At 35.7% G+C, this 16516-nt stretch carries 16 protein-coding genes and 1 tRNA gene; 6 read left to right on the top strand and 11 right to left on the bottom strand.

Going from position 1 to position 16516, the window contains the following annotated elements:
• Window positions 1–29: 29 nt before the first annotated feature.
• The 4 genes from A6A20_RS09965 to A6A20_RS09950 are packed head-to-tail and all read right to left on the bottom strand — an operon-like array spanning window position 30 to window position 3863.
• Window positions 30–740: a prepilin peptidase gene (locus A6A20_RS09965; protein ID WP_279573280.1), complete on the bottom strand. Its 711-nt coding sequence runs from the start codon at window positions 738–740 to the stop codon at window positions 30–32.
• Window positions 737–1957: a type II secretion system F family protein gene (locus tag A6A20_RS09960; protein ID WP_279573279.1), complete on the bottom strand. Its 1221-nt coding sequence runs from the start codon at window positions 1955–1957 to the stop codon at window positions 737–739. Before A6A20_RS09960 ends, A6A20_RS09965 begins: the two co-directional genes overlap by 4 nt.
• A complete protein-coding gene (locus A6A20_RS09955; protein WP_279573278.1) occupies window positions 1950–3386 on the bottom strand; it encodes a GspE/PulE family protein in 1437 nt (478 codons plus the stop codon). Before A6A20_RS09955 ends, A6A20_RS09960 begins: the two co-directional genes overlap by 8 nt.
• A 21-nt stretch (window positions 3387–3407) precedes the next feature.
• Window positions 3408–3863, bottom strand: coding sequence for a prepilin-type N-terminal cleavage/methylation domain-containing protein (locus A6A20_RS09950; RefSeq protein ID WP_279573277.1), 456 nt, complete (start codon window positions 3861–3863; stop codon window positions 3408–3410).
• A gap of 125 nt (window positions 3864–3988) precedes the next feature.
• Between A6A20_RS09950 and ampD the strand changes: the two genes are divergently transcribed.
• Entirely contained in the window at window positions 3989–4570 is a 582-nt protein-coding gene (gene ampD / locus A6A20_RS09945) for a 1,6-anhydro-N-acetylmuramyl-L-alanine amidase AmpD (protein WP_279573276.1), read from the top strand.
• Here the strand turns inward: ampD and dauA are convergent.
• Complete coding sequence (gene dauA, locus A6A20_RS09940; RefSeq protein WP_279573275.1) at window positions 4557–6284, bottom strand: C4-dicarboxylic acid transporter DauA; 1728 nt, start codon at window positions 6282–6284, stop codon at window positions 4557–4559. The genes ampD and dauA overlap by 14 nt on opposite strands.
• Window positions 6285–6434: 150 nt before the next feature.
• Between dauA and A6A20_RS09935 the strand changes: the two genes are divergently transcribed.
• From A6A20_RS09935 to cpxA, 5 genes are all read left to right on the top strand, one after another.
• Window positions 6435–6524, top strand: a tRNA-Ser gene (locus A6A20_RS09935).
• Between the two features lie 344 nt (window positions 6525–6868).
• Complete coding sequence (locus A6A20_RS09930; protein ID WP_279573274.1) at window positions 6869–7180, top strand: type II toxin-antitoxin system RelE/ParE family toxin; 312 nt, start codon at window positions 6869–6871, stop codon at window positions 7178–7180.
• Between the two features lie 18 nt (window positions 7181–7198).
• Window positions 7199–7552, top strand: a complete 354-nt coding sequence (locus tag A6A20_RS09925) for an addiction module antidote protein (protein WP_279573273.1) — start codon at window positions 7199–7201, stop codon at window positions 7550–7552.
• Window positions 7553–7809: 257 nt separating this feature from the next.
• Window positions 7810–8517, top strand: a complete 708-nt coding sequence (cpxR, locus tag A6A20_RS09920; protein WP_279573272.1) for an envelope stress response regulator transcription factor CpxR — start codon at window positions 7810–7812, stop codon at window positions 8515–8517.
• A 61-nt stretch (window positions 8518–8578) separates the two neighbouring features.
• Window positions 8579–10003 carry an envelope stress sensor histidine kinase CpxA gene (gene cpxA / locus A6A20_RS09915; protein ID WP_279573271.1) on the top strand — a complete coding sequence of 475 codons (1425 nt, stop codon included), beginning with the start codon at window positions 8579–8581 and terminating at the stop codon, window positions 10001–10003.
• Between the two features lie 231 nt (window positions 10004–10234).
• Here cpxA and recC read toward each other — a convergent pair whose 3' ends face one another.
• The 6 genes from recC to fis form a co-directional block, all read right to left on the bottom strand.
• Complete coding sequence (gene recC / locus A6A20_RS09910) at window positions 10235–13573, bottom strand: exodeoxyribonuclease V subunit gamma (protein WP_279573270.1); 3339 nt, start codon at window positions 13571–13573, stop codon at window positions 10235–10237.
• Between the two features lie 56 nt (window positions 13574–13629).
• Window positions 13630–13935, bottom strand: coding sequence for a DUF5374 domain-containing protein (locus A6A20_RS09905; RefSeq protein ID WP_279573785.1), 306 nt, complete (start codon window positions 13933–13935; stop codon window positions 13630–13632).
• Complete coding sequence (locus tag A6A20_RS09900; protein ID WP_279573269.1) at window positions 13928–14623, bottom strand: DUF2572 family protein; 696 nt, start codon at window positions 14621–14623, stop codon at window positions 13928–13930. Before A6A20_RS09900 ends, A6A20_RS09905 begins: the two co-directional genes overlap by 8 nt.
• Window positions 14620–15354, bottom strand: coding sequence for a hypothetical protein (locus tag A6A20_RS09895; RefSeq protein WP_279573268.1), 735 nt, complete (start codon window positions 15352–15354; stop codon window positions 14620–14622). The genes A6A20_RS09900 and A6A20_RS09895 overlap by 4 nt, the downstream gene beginning before the upstream one ends.
• 2 nt (window positions 15355–15356) lie before the next feature.
• A complete protein-coding gene (locus tag A6A20_RS09890; RefSeq protein ID WP_279573267.1) occupies window positions 15357–15878 on the bottom strand; it encodes a type IV pilus minor pilin ComGF family protein in 522 nt (173 codons plus the stop codon).
• A 277-nt stretch (window positions 15879–16155) separates the two neighbouring features.
• On the bottom strand, window positions 16156–16455 hold the full coding sequence (fis, locus tag A6A20_RS09885) for a DNA-binding transcriptional regulator Fis (protein WP_132689282.1): 300 nt from the start codon (window positions 16453–16455) through the stop codon (window positions 16156–16158).
• Window positions 16456–16516: the final 61 nt, after the last annotated feature.

Below are 16516 nucleotides of genomic sequence, written 5' to 3'. Positions count from 1 at the left end.
CCAAGTCGTTTTACTTGGCGTATTTTTCTCTATCCAGTTTCAAACATATTTAACAACAATAATAAGGCTGCCGATAAGGATAAAAAGGGGGCAAAAGGGATTTCTCTTAACCTATTTCCTTTGAGATATTGATAAAAAACATAGACTAGCCCCATAGTACTTGCTAGGAAGAAAAATAAAGGTAACTGTAACCAATGAATAAAACCAGCTAATCCTGCTACTAACCAATAATCCCCTCGCCCTAATGCTTCTTTTTGCCAAACCCATTTGCTCGTATAATAAAGTAAATAACCGCAAGTGAAACCAAATATAATGCTTGCTAACACTTGTTCAAGTGGCATAAAGTGCCATTCTAACCAAGCAACGATCATTGCTAACCATAATAGGCTTTGACATAAAGAAATTGAAATTAAACGATGTTGCCAATCAATAATGCTAATGGTACAAATTATACTGAGAAATAGACCATAGATTATGATGAATTGCCAAGCTGAAATTATGTAAGAAATGAGCGTGAATATCCCTGCAAAAATACAAAAATAATGCCAAAAACCACCGCACTTTAAATAGTCCTGCCATGTTAATGGCAAATATGGGGATAAAATCGCCTGATTTTGACAAAAAAGTATTTGGTAATTTTGATAAACTTCATACTTAAGACGATACATAAAACTCTGGCATAAATAATGGACGATTATCCCCATAATTCCTCCCCAAAAACCAACAATAATTAAGCTCACAATATATTCCCCATATTAAATAATGGTAAATACATACCCAGCATAATAATAGCAATGACACTACCAATAATTAACATTAATAGAGGTTCAAGTAATTGAGCAAGTAAATCCAGTTTATGTTCAAGTTGTTCACGATAATATTGGGTAACTTGTTGCAACATAAATACCATTTTTCCACTTTTCTCGCCAATTTGTAACATTTTTAATGCTTGTTGCGGTAAAAAGCCTTCATTAATACTTTCAGAAAAACAATATCCCTGTTGTAAAGATTGCAAAATATGTTGTGCTTCATTGGCTAAAATAGGATCAGCTTTTATGGGAATTTGCTTTGTTGGTTTGTTTATAGATAAAGGCAAAAAAGATTGTAAGGCTTGTTGAATAGGAAGCCCTGCTTGCAACATTAATCCAAGGGCTTGGCAAAAATTTATGGTTCTCATCAATATCAATAGACGATTAAACAAAGGAATATATCCTAAACACTTTATTTTCTGATGATAAAACCATAAAGAGGATTTTAATGCTTTATGTATTACCCCGCCTAATATCAATATAATCAATAAGCTCATTAAACCATATTGGTGTAAATAATGGGAAAAAGATAAAAGTAATTGTGTGAACATAGGTAAATCCGTTTGTTCATCATACATTTGTGCAAATTGTGGCACGATAAACCATAAGAGTAGCAAGGTTAAGAGCAGAGAAATCAATAATACCGCTATCGGATAAACTAAAATTTTCTGCACTTTTTGTTGCAATCTAAGCTGTTGTTGACGTTGTAAAGCAATTTGTTGGCAAACATCAACTAATTGCCCTGTCATTTCACCTGCTTTAATTAATTGTTGTTCTTGAGCGGTAAAATAAGATTGGTGTTGAGATAAGGCTTGGGAAAATGAATAGCCATTTTCAATATCGGTAATAATTAATTTTAACCAAGCATACAGGGCTAAATTTTCACAATGTTGCCATAATAAATGCAAACTTTGATTAAGAGGAATTGTTGCTTTTAACAAAGTTGCTAATTGAGTCAATAAGGCACAAATCTCTTTATGATTAATACGATGCCTTAGTTGCCAATTACGTTGTAATTTAATCTGTTGTAGCCCTCGTTGAAATAACATTTGCTCCGCAAGTAGGGCTGTTTGAGCAATAATCACACCCCGTTGTTGCTGTTGAAAACGGTTTTTTCCTCGCCAATAAAACAATTTTTCTTTAGGCATATTCATCTTCTCCCAATACACGATTAAGCTCGGCTAAATCAGTGATACCTTGTTTTACTTTGGCTAATCCACTTTGTCTTAATGTTTGAAAATCCAGTTGATAATCCAGAGATTGAGTTTGCTGTTTTTGTGGGAGCAAGAATTGATAAATCCCCGTTCGTCCTTGATAGCCTTGATAACACTGGCAAGGAGAATCATTGTGTTGTTGACACAACAAACAGCATTTACGCACAAGCCGTTGTGCTACAACTAATAAAAGACTATGGCTTATTTCATAAGGTTTAATTCCTAATTGACGTAATCGAGCAATAGCAGAAGGTGCATCGTTAGTATGCAAAGTAGATAGCACTAAATGCCCTGTTTGTGATGCTCTTATCGCCATATTAGCACTTTCTTCATCACGAATTTCACCTAACATAATTACGTCAGGATCTTGACGTAAAAAAGTGCGTAATAATTTACTAAAACTTAATCCAATTAAGGGATTAATTTGGGTTTGGATTATTCCGTCAAGCACAATTTCTATTGGGTCTTCGGCGGTTAAAATATGTTTTTCACTATGATTAAGCCATTGTAATGCACTATACAAAGAAAGACTTTTACCACTTCCCGTAGGGCCTGTTACCAAAATAAGCCCTTGCGGTTGAGATAATACCTGTTCAAATTGCTGTTGTTGGCTTAAAGTCATACCAAGTTCAGCAAAGGTAAAATTAACAGGTTTATTTTGTTGTAAGCGCAATACGATTTTTTCGCCTAAATGGGTAGGCAAGGTGGATAAGCGTAAATCCAATTTATCCACAAACGCACTATCAAAATGAAATCTACCATCTTGAGGGAGGCGAGTTTCACTAATATCTAATTTTGCTAATAATTTTAGGCGAGAAATAATTTGATTAGCAAAATTCAGCGGTAAAGTTGGTTGCGTTTGTAATACACCATCAATACGAAAACGCACTCTTAAACAATCCGTCTGTGGTTCAATATGAATATCAGAGGCTTTTTGTTCAATCGCTTGTTGTAACAATGTTTCTAATAAACGGATAACAGGCCCTTCCTGTTGTAAGCTGTGTTCATCATCTTTATTGAGATGATAAGTGAGTTGTGCCTGCTCACTTTCGGCTATCTGTTGTTGTGGCGTTAGCTGTTGTAACAATGCCTTTAATTGTGTTGGAGCAAGTAACACAGGCTCAACCATTTTTCCAGTTAAAAAAGAAAAGGCTTCACAAGCAGATAAATTGGTTAAATTATCAATAGCTAGCCATAAACAACGTTCATCTTGCTGTAATGGCAAGGCAAGATAACGCAGTAATAAAGCCTGTTGCTGTTGGTTTTGTTGCCATTGTTCAGCGGAAATCGCAAATTGTTTTCCATCAACACTGGTGATTACAGGTAATTTTTTTGGATATTCCTTTGTTGTTGGATAGTTCATCTTCCCCTCCAAAGGCTAGTTTTAATCGCCACAAAATCCCGTAGGAAACAAATTTTTGTCGCCTTTACAAGCGGTTACCCAAGATACACCTTTGCTCAAGTCCCCTTGTGCCGTTAAACTGTATCCAATGTCTTGTAAACTCCCTTTACCTTCAACGCTGATTACGCCACCATTAACTGTAATGCTAGATAGATAACGGCTTTTACTTTCGGTTAAATTGGCTTGAATACCATTTTGTCCTCCACTGCATTTTTTCACATCGTTAGTGGTATAAACACAAAGCTCTACCTCAGAGCGATAAGGGGCTACCGCTTGTAATAGCTCGGATATTGCCGCTTTTTTAGTGTGGTTTTGATATGACGGAATAGCTATGGTGGCTAAAATAGCAATAATTGCCACCACAATCATTAATTCAATTAAGGTAAAGCCTTTTCTTATACGAGTTTGATAAAAGATACTAATTAAATAGGATTGCATACCTTTCCCTCCCAAAATGAAGATAATATTGGCAAGAAAATTTTGTAATAAATTCAGCAAAAAGAAAAAATATTGCTAAAATTGACCGCACTTTTTGGAATACCTATCACAAAATAAAAATTTTTATGCAGAAAAAACCATTAAAAATACAACAAGGCTGGCTAGAAAATGCAGAGCAAATACCTTCGCCTCATTACGATCAACGTCCTGATCCTACCGATATATCCTTACTGGTTATTCATTATATTAGCTTGCCACCAGAACAATTTGAGGTAAGGTATATCAATGACTTTTTTCAAGGAAAATTAGATCCCAGTCAGCACCCTTATTTTCAGCAAATTAAAGACCTGCGTGTTTCTGCCCATTGTCTAATTGGCAGGCAAGGCGAACTTATTCAATATGTTAATTTTAACCAACGTGCTTGGCATGCAGGCGTATCTTGTTTTGCAGGACGAGAAAAATGCAATGATTTTTCTATTGGTATTGAGTTAGTGGGGAGTGATCAGCAAGCCTTTACTGAATTACAATATCAAAAACTGGCTGAACTGACTCAACAAATTATGCAACATTATCCGTTAATAACCTTAGAACGGATTGTGGGGCATTGTCATATTGCCCCCACCAGAAAAATTGATCCCGGCAAATATTTCGCTTGGGCGCATTATTTTTCGTTGCTAGATAAATATCGTCATTCTACCGCTGTCTAATTTGGTTAAATACATCATTAAGTTCTGAAGCAAAATGAATTTGCTGAATTTCTTTAAGCATATTTGCTTTGACTAAGGCTTTTAACGGCTGGAATTGCAAATTACAGAGGTATAATTGTTGTTCCGCTTGCATATTTTGTATAAAGCCTGTTAAAGCGTGAATTCCCCCTGAATCTAGCACCGTAACAGCCTCACATTGTAAAACAATATGTTTTATATTTCGTTCATTGTTTGTGGTTTTTTCGTGTAAATCCGCAAATACATTATCGGCGGCAGCAAAAAATAGAGGACCACTAATACGATAAACAACCGTATCCTCTAAATCATCAGGTAAATTTAGCTCAACGGATTTGGTCATTTCTGCAATGCTTTTAATAAATAGTAAACTAGCTAATAACACTCCGGCACTGATGGCAATTACCATATCAAAAATAACCGTCAATATGACACAAATGAACAATAGAGCAAATTCACTTTTCCCCGAGCGACGTAAAAACGGAATAATTTGCCCAATGTTTGCCATATTCCAAGCCACCACCAATAATAATGCCGACATAGAGGAAAGAGGAAGATAAGAAAGATAATCGGCAAAAAATAATAACGCCAATAGCACCAATACCCCATGAAAAACGCTAGCCAATGGCGATACCGCTCCTGCTTTGACATTTGCCGCTGAACGAGCAATGGCTGCCGTAGCGGTAATTCCTCCTAAAAATGGCACAACAAGATTACCAATACCTTGTGCAAGTAATTCATTATTAGAATGATGCTTAGTGGCGGTCATATTATCTAATACCACTGCACAAAGTAAGGACTCTATCGCCCCTAATGCCGCCATAGAAAATGCCACAGGTAACAAGGCTTGTAACAGATCAAAATCCCAAGCAACCATATTTCCCTGTTCATCAGCGATTTTCCAAGGCAATATAAATTCAGGCAGCGCATTAGGAATACCATAACCAATACTTCCATCAGCAAGGGTATAATGAAAAGCGGATCCTATGGTCGCAACGTGATAATCAAAATACTGTAATAATAATGCCAATAATGTTCCTAGTACTACAGCAGGCAAATGCCCTGAAATGGGCAATTTTAACTTATACCAATGGGTTAATACCAATAATGTCGTTAATCCTACAGCCGTATCCGCCCAATTTAGGCTTGGCAATGCGGAAATAATCACCGCAAGTTTAGCTAAAAAGTGCGGTGGCATTTCAACAATATTTAAGCCTAAAAAATCTTTAATTTGCAAAACTGTAATGACAATACCAATGCCACAAGTGAAACCAAGAGTAACGGACAAAGGAATATACTCAATTAGCCTTCCTAAACGGAATAACGCCATAAGAATTAAGATTATGCCAGATAATAATGTTGCCAATAGCAGACCACTTAACCCAAATTGTTGAGTAACAGGATAAAGGATAACCACAAAAGCAGCAGTAGGCCCAGAAATATTGAAACGTGAACCACCTAATACGGCAATCACAATTCCTGCTACAATCGCTGTATATAAGCCATGTTGAGGAGCAACACCACTAGCAATCGCTAATGCCATAGAAAGTGGAATAGCAATAATCCCAACCGTTAATCCTGCAACTAAGTCTTTCATTAAACTACGGCGATCATAACCCGCTTTAATGCTGTCGCGTAATGCACTAAAAGGAAGCACTGCTAATAACGCATTTTTATTTAATAACCATTTACTCAACATAATCTTCTCGGCAAAAACAATAGGTAAATTATTCTACGCCTTTTTAGGTAAAAAAATCATCTACTAAGTCAAGAAAAAACAAAAAACACTTGACGAAATCCCCATAAGGTCTTATATTTCTCAGCCTTGCTTGTTCAAGCAAATCCCTAAGGTGAGATGTCCGAGTGGTTGAAGGAGCACGCCTGGAAAGCGTGTATGTGCGAAAGTGCATCGGGGGTTCGAATCCCCCTCTCACCGCCATGATACTGTTTTAATACGTTCGCCCACGTCCAAAAACACCCTAAAAATACAATAGAAACAACGGTTTATTGTCCTTGTTTGTCTTTGACTATTTTTCTATTGCTTTAAAATTAGATAAATTAAAAAATCATGATAATTAATGACTGATTAAAAGCAGTAATTTTGTTTCCTATTTGAACACTCTAGTCCTTTCAATTAGACAGTATAGCGAAAACAGTACAAATAGCAGAGTAAGGCGTGCTAGTCCCGTATTATTTTAAAGTGGGACGACTATAATTTAAAAATTGATTTTTGTATTTCTAATGCTACAATGTAATCACAAATGATACATGTATTTCAATTTTATGAATAAACCTAAACTGCATTTTCAACGTACAACTGGATTTATCAAATGGTTAAAAGGCTTGAAAGATTTAAAAGCCAAAGTAGCTATTATCAACCGTATTGATCGAGCAGAAAATGATGGTAATTTAGGCGATGTAAAAAGTGTTGGTGATGGTGTGTTTGAAATGCGTATTTTTGTTGGCAGGGGCTACAGAGTTTACTATACACAACAAAATGGTATTACTTACTTGCTATTATGTGGTGGCGATAAATCTACACAATCGGCAGATATTATCAAAGCAAAAGCCATTAAAAAAGCATTACAGCTATAAATAACAAAGGAAATAACAATGAGCGAAAAAATCATTATTGATAGCGTAGAACTTGATAAAGAAGATTTAGTGCTGAACGAATGGGATAGCGCAGAAGTATTAAATGATGATGAAACCATTTCTGCCTATTTAGCATTAAGTACCGTGAATGGTGATCAAAAAGAAATTGCTCAAGCATTGAAAACCGCGGCAAGAGCAAAAGGAATGAACCAATTAGCCAAAGACAGTGGAATAGCAAGAGAAAATCTTTATCGCGCCTTATCTGGTCATACTGAACCGAAACTCAGTACATTACAAAAAATTTCAACTGCTTTAGGTTTCCAACTCTCTTTAACATTAACTCCAATAAAAAATAAGGTTAATACCAATTAATCTCAATGATAACTGCCTCTCTCTTTGACTAGGCATAATCACTTTTCCCATACAAAAGATTTAAAGCATAATAACTTTCTGAACTATAAATGATGTTTTTTTAAAGAGTTTTATTGGTACTTCTCGTTTTTGGTTAAAAATACTTAATCTTCAAGCAATTATATGGTAAAAAAGAAATGTAAAGATTAAATGAACTTTTTCTTAACGACTCTGTCTTATTGAAAGTATTTAATATGTATTAATAAAAAGGGACAATTATGCCGAAAGTTTTATTAGTTGATGATGATGTTGAATTAACAGAATTACTTGCCGAATTATTAGGCATGGAAGGTTTTGATGTGGAAGTGGTACATAACGGAGAAGAAGCCTTAGAAAAGCTCGATCTTAGTTATGATATTGTGTTGCTTGATGTGATGATGCCTGTACTCAATGGGATTGAAACATTAAAACAACTTCGTCAAAAATTTACAACACCAGTATTAATGCTCACTGCACGAGGTGATGATATTGACCGAGTACTTGGGCTTGAATTAGGGGCTGATGATTATTTAGCCAAACCTTTCAATGATCGTGAATTAGTTGCGCGTGTTAAAGCCATTTTACGCCGTACTAACTTGAAAGTGACACCTGATATTGAAATTAACCACGCCGATGATCGTAAACAATTAGAATTCGGTGGTGTAACCCTCTATCCGGGTCGCCAACAAGCGATTTTTGAAGGGCGTGATTTAGATTTAACGGGTACTGAATTTGCATTATTGCAAATTTTAGTCAGAAACCCCGGACAAATTCTTTCTCGTGAATTATTAAGTATGGAAATTTTAGGCAAGCGTTTAACCCCATTTGATCGTGCGATTGATATGCATATGTCAAATTTACGCAAAAAATTACCATTACGTCATGATGATCTTCCTTGGTTTAAAACTCTCCGAGGACGTGGTTATCTGTTAGTTACTGAAAAATAATGATTTATTTTCAAAGGCTTAATTTTTATTAAGCCTTTTTCACTTATTGGTATGATATATCATGTTATTATCTCGAATTAGTAGCCACATTAATTCATTAACGGTGCAAATTTTTGCTTTATTTTGGCTGACCTTTAGTATTTTATTGGCATTAGCATTTTTTGTACCGACACTTGATGCTCGTGCTTATACGGAATTGAAAGGCGATGATCTACGTTATTACCAAAATGAAGTTGTTATCGCTATTCGCCATAATCATATTTCACGTTTATTAAATTCCCCTATGGCATTGGGGTTAGAAAGAAGAAACAATGAATCTTATATTGACCCACCACCCAATATGCCTCGTCCTGTGTTAGTTAATAGTCATCGTGCTATTATTGGAGCGAAAGATGATGATGTTCAACCGTTACAAAAATTTATTTATCAATCGGATAATCCTGCTCATCCAATGACTAAACGTTTTTTTGATGTGCAAATTTCTGGACCATTTCTTATTACCACAGGGCAAAATAAACAAGATAACTATATGTTGTACTTTGTTCGCAAAGTAAACCCACAACAAGAATTTATCAGTTTTATTTTTGATCACCCTTTTATTATGTTATTGCTATTTATGCTAATTTCTTCGCCATTATTATTATGGCTAGCTTGGAGTATTAGCCGTCCTATGCGACGTTTTCTCTATGCTGCTAATGCTGTTGCCTTAGGTAATTTCCAAATTAATAAAGAATTAGAAGAAGATGGCACAAGAGAATTTCGTTTAGTAGGACGCAGTTTTAATCAAATGATTAAGGCTATTGATGAACTAATTTCTAATAAACAGCGTTTACTTTCTGCGATTTCTCACGAATTACGTACACCTTTAACTAGGTTACAACTCGCTGCGGCATTAATGCGGCGGCGTAAAGGGGAATGTACCGAACTTACCCGTATTGATATGGAAACAGAACGCTTAGATAAAATGATTAATGATTTATTGTTACTTTCACGCCAACAATTAAATAGCCATTTATTAAGGGATACTTTTCCGATTAATGAAATTTGGGAAGATATTTTCTCTGACGCACAATTTGAAGCGGAACAACGCCATTTAGATTGCCGTATTCAAGTTCAGATTGATGAACCAACGCAACATTTTATCAACGGTAACCTGATGTCATTATCCAGTGCCATTGAAAATGTGATTCGTAATGCGTTGAAATATACCAATAGTAAAATTCAAGTATCAGTTTACCTTGAAAATAAATCGTTAATGGTACAGGTTGATGATGATGGTCCCGGGGTGCCGCCTGAAGAGTATGATCAAATTTTTGAACCATTCTATCGTGTTGATGCTGCTCGTACTCGAGAAACAGGTGGAACAGGTTTAGGTCTTGCCATTGTAGCTAATGCGATTAAGCAGCATCAAGGTGAAGTTTGGGCGGATAAAAGCCCTCTAGGTGGTTTACAAATTATGATTAAGTTACCACTCTGGATTGATTAATATCAAGCCCCACTTTAACAAGGTGGGATTATTTTTACCCTTGATGAAATCCTATTTTATCTTTACTTTATTATCCAGCTAAACGATGAAGTATAGTCGTTCCACTTTAAAATGATACAGCGTTGGTATGCCTCGCCGTACTACTTGTACTGTCTTCGGCGTTCCGCCTTGTCTCATTTTAAATTGAAACGACTATATAAAGTGCGGTCTATTTTTCAAAAATTTTTAATCTTAATTTTCACTTAATAAATGGCTAAACCAAGCCAAAAACTGTTGATTAATCTTATCCAGATCTAATGTTGTGGTTTGGCTTAATACCCGTTGCCAATAGGGATCTTCATTTTGATAATGATAATTATCACTGCGAGCAATTTGCTGAAAATGTTGATAATATTGTTGTTCCTCAACAGGTGTTGGCTGTTGGAGCAATGTTAAATAGGCTTTAATATCCTTAGTGGGAACAAGCTGTAATTGCTGAGCTGAGGCAAGATAATCTTTGATATACACTTGTAATTGAGCAATGGCTTGTGATTGATCCATTAATGGGCAAATTTGCGGTTTGCTTTGTTTACCATAAAAAATTGCCGGTGCGATAGTTTGTTGCGTACTTGCTTGTAGAGCAAGATAACAAAGCCAATTTTCTATCATATCTTCATCACGAATACGCCCTAATCGCCAAGCGACACGCTGGTTTTGATCGCCATATAATTGGTTGATATTACCCTCCAATTTTATATCCGCAATGGATAAAGAAATAAATTGTTGTTGAGCAGGTTGATGTAAATAATCTTGAATTTGTTGCTGAAATTGGCTGACTTGTTGCGCAATTTTTTGTGCGTAAATTTGTCCGAAATTAGCACGAGGTAATATACCTTTTACCCTTAATTGGTCAAAATATTGTGCTTGTTGTTGCGGAGTTTGAGTAAGTAACGCTTGGTTAATCTTATATAAATTAAGATTATCAAGTACAAAGTTTTCATTTTCATCAATGGTTTCTGGTAATTGTCTAAAATAAACTCCTAATCGTTGCTCAAAAAAGAATTTTACTGGATTTTTGATAAAAGCAATTAATTGCGGAAGTTCAATCACAGATTGTTCATTAATACCATGATATTGTGGTAAAGGTTGAATAAATTCAGTAAGTTGATAATTCGAAGATTGTGATAAAGATTGCCATTGTTTCGCAAAGGTAAAAGTGCGGTCATTTTTCACATTATTTTTAGGACTAAATAATTGCATAGGTTGTTCAGTAACCAGCAGATCCCTAATATTTTCTGTTTCGGATAATGGCATATTTTCAGCCAAATAATCCAAAAGTTGGTTCACTAAAACGGACGGCTCTTTGCGTTGATTATCAATAATAGAACGTCCAACATAGCTGAGGTAAAACTGTTGTTGAGCGGATAATAAGGCTTCTAAAAAGAGATAACGATCATCTTCTCGGCGTAAACGATCGCCCTTTTGTTGATGATATTGCATCAAATCAAAGCTGTTACGTGCTTGTTGGCGAGGATAATCCGCATCATTCATACCCAATAAACAAATCACTTTAAAAGGAATTGATCGCATAGGTAATAGGGTGCAAAAACTCACTTTCCCCGTTAAAAAACGTAAGCTATTTTGACTATTATGCAATTTTTCCGTTAGCACTTCAGCAATGAGCTCAATGCTTATAGGATCTTGATATTGGATATTCGCCAGTTGCTGATTAAATTGCCCTAAGGTTTGTTGTAAATATAATAGAATTTCTCTATTACTTTCGTCTTCAGCAAAAAAATCATTAATAAGTAGGGATAAATGTTCACACCAATCCGCAATATGGTGTGTTTGCGTTAAATATTGTTGCCACTGGGTTATCCGCTCTACAAAAGCCGCTAATTGCCCAACTAATCCCCCTTTTAAGCCATAACTTGGATCAAACCCTAAACTATCCTGCCAAATACCGTCTTGCTCACGCATAGCATAACCGAGTAACATACGCTCTAAACCTTTTTGCCACGAATTATATTGGCTTTGCTCCATTTGTTCCGTTAAACCAAAACGTATGCCTGTTTGCTCTACCCAATAACGAAGTTTTATCAAATCCTCTTGTTCAATATCAAATTTTTTTCTAATGGCAGGAATGTCTAATAATTCAAGTAATTGTTCAGCACTAAAACGGCTTTCTTTCATTTGTAAAAACTTGAGAAAGCCTGCAACCAGTATATCATTTTCGGTTAAACGTCCATCGGATAGGGAAAATGGAATAAAGCGTTTATCCTGTCTATATTGTCCAAATACTGCATTAATATAAGGGGCATAACGGTCAATATCCGCCATCATTACGACAATATCTTTTGGGGTTAAACAGGGATCTTTTTCAAAGAGATCAAGCAGATGATCGTGTAATACTTCCACTTCTCGCATTGGGCTATGGCAAGATTGCACCACTAAAGAGCGATCTGTTTTATCATAACTAAAGGGCTTTTGATGATTCAAATTTAAAATACGCTGCTGAAGTTGGGCTAATAATCCCACATTCCTTTCCTTGTCCGCCATAGGATCGACAAAAGCGGATATTTCGTTATTTTCTAATTCCGTCAAGGCATAGAGAAAATCTCGTCCAAGTTTGCCCCAGCTCGCTAATAAAGGATTGCCCACCAAATTTTGTTCATAAGTGAAAGCTGGTTCTGTTTGTAATTGTTCAATTAGGGCTTGCTGAGCAGAAGAAAAAATAGGGGCTTTTTCCTGTTGTTGGTAAATTTGGCGAGAACGTAATTTTAATCGTTGCAAATAATGTGGATCAATAATGTCCCCCCAATAATAACGACAAGGATTATTAAAAAATAAATGGATATGGCAATGCTGGCTCATGGCTTGGAAGGTGGCTAAATAACTTTGTGGTAAGGCAGAAATACCAAAAATAAATAACCTTGTCGGCAAAGAGTCTGGGCGTTGCTTTGCTAAATAATTAAGATAACGCTGATGCAAATTAGCACGATGCAATACCTTACCATTTTGCCGATGAATATCAGCAATTAAAGCACGCCATAGTTCTGCTTGCCATTGAATATGGGGAAGAATTTGTTCCATGGATTGCGTTTGTTGACTCGCAATCGCCTGTTGTACAAGCTGATCATTTCCTTGTTCCCAAGCCAAAATCCATTCAGGGCGATAAACCAAATATTGGTCAAATAGGTTGGCAATTTGGTGAGCAAGTTGGTAAAGTTTCTGTTGATCTGCTTGATCAGTAAGATGAAAGTATTGACGTAAAGGCTTAAAATCAGTTTGAGTTAGCAATGCCATTAAACGCCAAGTCATTGCCTCTTTGCTAAATTGGGTTTGTTCACTTACCTCGGGCAAACTCGCACAATATTGTTGCCAAATAAAACTGGCGGGCATAGGGAAGTGAAAATTAGCAGCAATCCCTAATTTATCGGCGATTTGTAATTGTAACCATTGTGCCATACCCGGACTTTGCACCAAAATCGTTTCTGTTTGAAAAGGATCGGTTAAGGGATCAACGTCCATTAAGGTTAATAACATTTCCTTTTGTATCGTTAAATCATTTGAATGATAAACCGTAAACATTGTTTTTTGCCTTTATAATCAATCATCGCTAATATTCTATCATTATGCTTAAAGATTTATCTAGTTGATTGAAAAGAAGGGCGTACCAGTTTTGTTTCCCCTAGTGGATAGCTAACAGTAATCTGTTGTCCTTGACAATGAATGCGAAAATGTAAATTATTTTGCCATTGTTCTGCTTCACAATCTAATCCCAACCACAAGCGTTGCCATTGATTTTCCGCAATTTGTATGCCTTGAAAATCTTGGTAAATTTGCACCGCACTTCGTCGTTGTTGTGCCGTCCATGTAGTCAAAGTGAGTAATAACCCACTGAATAAACTCAGGCTAACTAAGAAAGAAATAAGACTTATTCCTCTATTCATTGGGGGTAAAATCATACCAACTTTGCTCCGCTACCTGCCAACGGCTAAATTTTTGCGTAATGTATTCCACCACATTTTTACTATAAGTTAATGAAATCTGCGGTTCTAACTGTAATGCACCTTGTGTAATCACTGAACCACGAATATGCCCTTTTCCTGTAATGGTTAAATCGCCTTGTGCCACAATAATAGCGTTAATATCCTGTTGAATTTGCCAATGGGAATGTGGTTGTGAAAACCAGTACAATGTGCCTTTAGGGTCAAAATGATCAAAGTGCGGTGCAAAAAGAGAAAATTTTTGTTGATTAACATAATGATCAAATTGCCCAATAAAACGATTTTTTCTTGGTATTTGTTTAAATAACTTTTCTCGCACACACCAACGATATTGATGCAATGATGGCTGAAGTGCTGTTGTGCCAAATATTAATAAATGGCTATCTGTCTCCAACCACAAATCCAAACGCTCACATTCTGTTTTACTGCTATTTTGCACGTTTTGCTGTAAATAAAGATGTTGTATTAACTGATCTTGATGCTGAAAAATAAACTGACGATGAAAGCGAATCCATTGATCATCATATAATAATAAGATAAATAACGTGGCAGAAAATAACATTAATAACCCCAATAGGACATTACCTTTTCCAACAAAATTATCCCCCACTATTGCTATTTTTCCACTCACTTTTCTAACCTTGATTGATTTAATAACGGCACAACAATTTGTGCTTGATAAATAAGCTCAGGATAATGACGTAATCCCATTTTCAAATATACTTCAATTCCTGTTTCCCCTAACCAATTAAATTTCAAACTATGAACTTGATAAGTTTGCTCGTCTAATAAGCCCACCCAGCCGCCATTTTGCTGGCAAATAGGGGCTTGTAAATAGCTTTTGCAGTCTGAACCATAACAACGATCATTTACCGCAGTACGATAAGTTAGCCAGCTTTGTAATTGTTGATGTTGTTTGCGGTAGCCAAATAACTCATTGCGTATTTCTTTACTGCGATTTTGTTGATCAACAACACAGCGTCCGCTACGATGCTTGCCTAAACAGCCGTCAGCATTAAGATCATAAAAGAAAAGGATACAATCCTGTTCATTACCTGTCGTAGAATGGATAGCCACTGCATTAATTTCTGTTGGTTGTTCAAATAAGAAAAAGTTGCTCCCTTCCTTACTCGCAAGCACTTTTTCATTTACTGCTCTAAATCCCGCTCGTTTTAAATCTTTAGCGATTAATTTCAATAGGTTATGTACCTGTTGTTGCAACTGTAAGCGTAACAATATTTGTTTATTTTGTTGTTGAACTTGGTGATAAAAGCCAATAAAGGTCATTATTAACAATGTAGATAAACTCATTGATAACATTAGTTCCACCAAAGTAATCCCCGAATAACGCTTTATTTGCACTATTATTTCTCCGTTGCACAGGCACTTAAAGGATCATTCGCTTTTAGCCTTATACTGCCAACATTAAACAAACTAAATAAAGTTTGCCGTTCTCCTACTTTTAAAGCAAAACATGCGGTAGAAAAAGTATGCCTCACGCCATTAATTCGGGTAATTTCAGTAGGGTAATATTGCTGACTTATTAGCATACTCTGCTGAGGAAAATAGGGATAATAAAAATATGCATTGACCGCCTGAGGGCAATGTTGTGGGAATAAGCAATCACATAAATACTGATCTTTAGGCTGTGCGGTTAAACACCAGCGTTGCTGTGTTAATTGACGATTTGCTAGTAACAACCAAATTTCATTATTATTTGCTGTATAATATTGAATTTGCTGTAAAAATATTTTTAATCGCTGTTGTTCTCTATTTAAGACAAGATATTCATTCAAGCTACGCCATAACGGCGGAACATTCATTAGTAACAAACTTAAAATAAATAAAGTCAGCAATATTTCCAGTAAGGTGATTCCTTTATACATATTTATTACCTTGTATAGTCGTTCTACATAAAAATAATACAAGTGTTGATAGAGTACTCTTTGTACTGCATTCGGCGCATCGCCTTGTTTTATTTAAAATTGGAACGACTATAACAACGATGAAATAACAATCATATTTTCTTAAAGTAAAAATGGAAGGGAGATCGCAGAAATAAAATATTTTTAAAAGAAAAAGAAATTAATTCACAAATAGATGAAGAAGAAAAGACACCATCAGGTGTCTTTTCTGCAAAATAAAAATATTAGGTCAGCGGGATTAGCCCATACCATATTTTTTTAATTTTTTGCGTAAAGTCCCACGATTAATCCCCAACATATTCGCTGCTCGTGTTTGGTTACCACGAGTATATTGCATCACCATATCCAACATAGGGTGTTCAACTTCTGCTAAGACTAACTCATAAAGATCATTCACGTCTTGACCATTTAATTGTGATAAATAGTTTCTTAACGCTTGTTTCACAGAATCACGAAGTGGTTTATTGGTTACTTGCGATTGTGCATTTAAGGTTGATACAGTAAGTGCTTCAGCAGGGTTACGTTGTTGTTCTAGCATTGTTTTTTATCCATAAATTACTTTAGAGTTATCCATATAACAGGATTGTTATATATGACCA

The sequence above is a fragment of the Volucribacter amazonae genome (assembly GCF_029783845.1).
Taxonomy (GTDB): Bacteria; Pseudomonadota; Gammaproteobacteria; order Enterobacterales; family Pasteurellaceae; genus Volucribacter; species Volucribacter amazonae.
Note: the sequence above shows the minus strand (reverse complement) of the source record. Positions and strands in the feature narration are given on the sequence as shown.

What these genes read in the sequence shown, in the direction of transcription:
- A6A20_RS09960 (WP_279573279.1), bottom strand. Translation starts at nt 1,957, where the DNA reads ATGCCTAAAGAAAAATTGTTTTATTGGCGAGGAAAAAACCGTTTTCAA.
- A6A20_RS09955 (WP_279573278.1), bottom strand. Translation starts at nt 3,386, where the DNA reads ATGAACTATCCAACAACAAAGGAATATCCAAAAAAATTACCTGTAATC.
- A6A20_RS09950 (WP_279573277.1), bottom strand. Translation starts at nt 3,863, where the DNA reads ATGCAATCCTATTTAATTAGTATCTTTTATCAAACTCGTATAAGAAAA.
- ampD (WP_279573276.1), top strand. Translation starts at nt 3,989, where the DNA reads ATGCAGAAAAAACCATTAAAAATACAACAAGGCTGGCTAGAAAATGCA.
- dauA (WP_279573275.1), bottom strand. Translation starts at nt 6,284, where the DNA reads ATGTTGAGTAAATGGTTATTAAATAAAAATGCGTTATTAGCAGTGCTT.
- A6A20_RS09930 (WP_279573274.1), top strand. Translation starts at nt 6,869, where the DNA reads ATGAATAAACCTAAACTGCATTTTCAACGTACAACTGGATTTATCAAA.
- A6A20_RS09925 (WP_279573273.1), top strand. Translation starts at nt 7,199, where the DNA reads ATGAGCGAAAAAATCATTATTGATAGCGTAGAACTTGATAAAGAAGAT.
- cpxR (WP_279573272.1), top strand. Translation starts at nt 7,810, where the DNA reads ATGCCGAAAGTTTTATTAGTTGATGATGATGTTGAATTAACAGAATTA.
- cpxA (WP_279573271.1), top strand. Translation starts at nt 8,579, where the DNA reads ATGTTATTATCTCGAATTAGTAGCCACATTAATTCATTAACGGTGCAA.
- recC (WP_279573270.1), bottom strand. Translation starts at nt 13,573, where the DNA reads ATGTTTACGGTTTATCATTCAAATGATTTAACGATACAAAAGGAAATG.
- A6A20_RS09905 (WP_279573785.1), bottom strand. Translation starts at nt 13,935, where the DNA reads ATGAATAGAGGAATAAGTCTTATTTCTTTCTTAGTTAGCCTGAGTTTA.
- A6A20_RS09890 (WP_279573267.1), bottom strand. Translation starts at nt 15,878, where the DNA reads ATGTATAAAGGAATCACCTTACTGGAAATATTGCTGACTTTATTTATT.
- fis (WP_132689282.1), bottom strand. Translation starts at nt 16,455, where the DNA reads ATGCTAGAACAACAACGTAACCCTGCTGAAGCACTTACTGTATCAACC.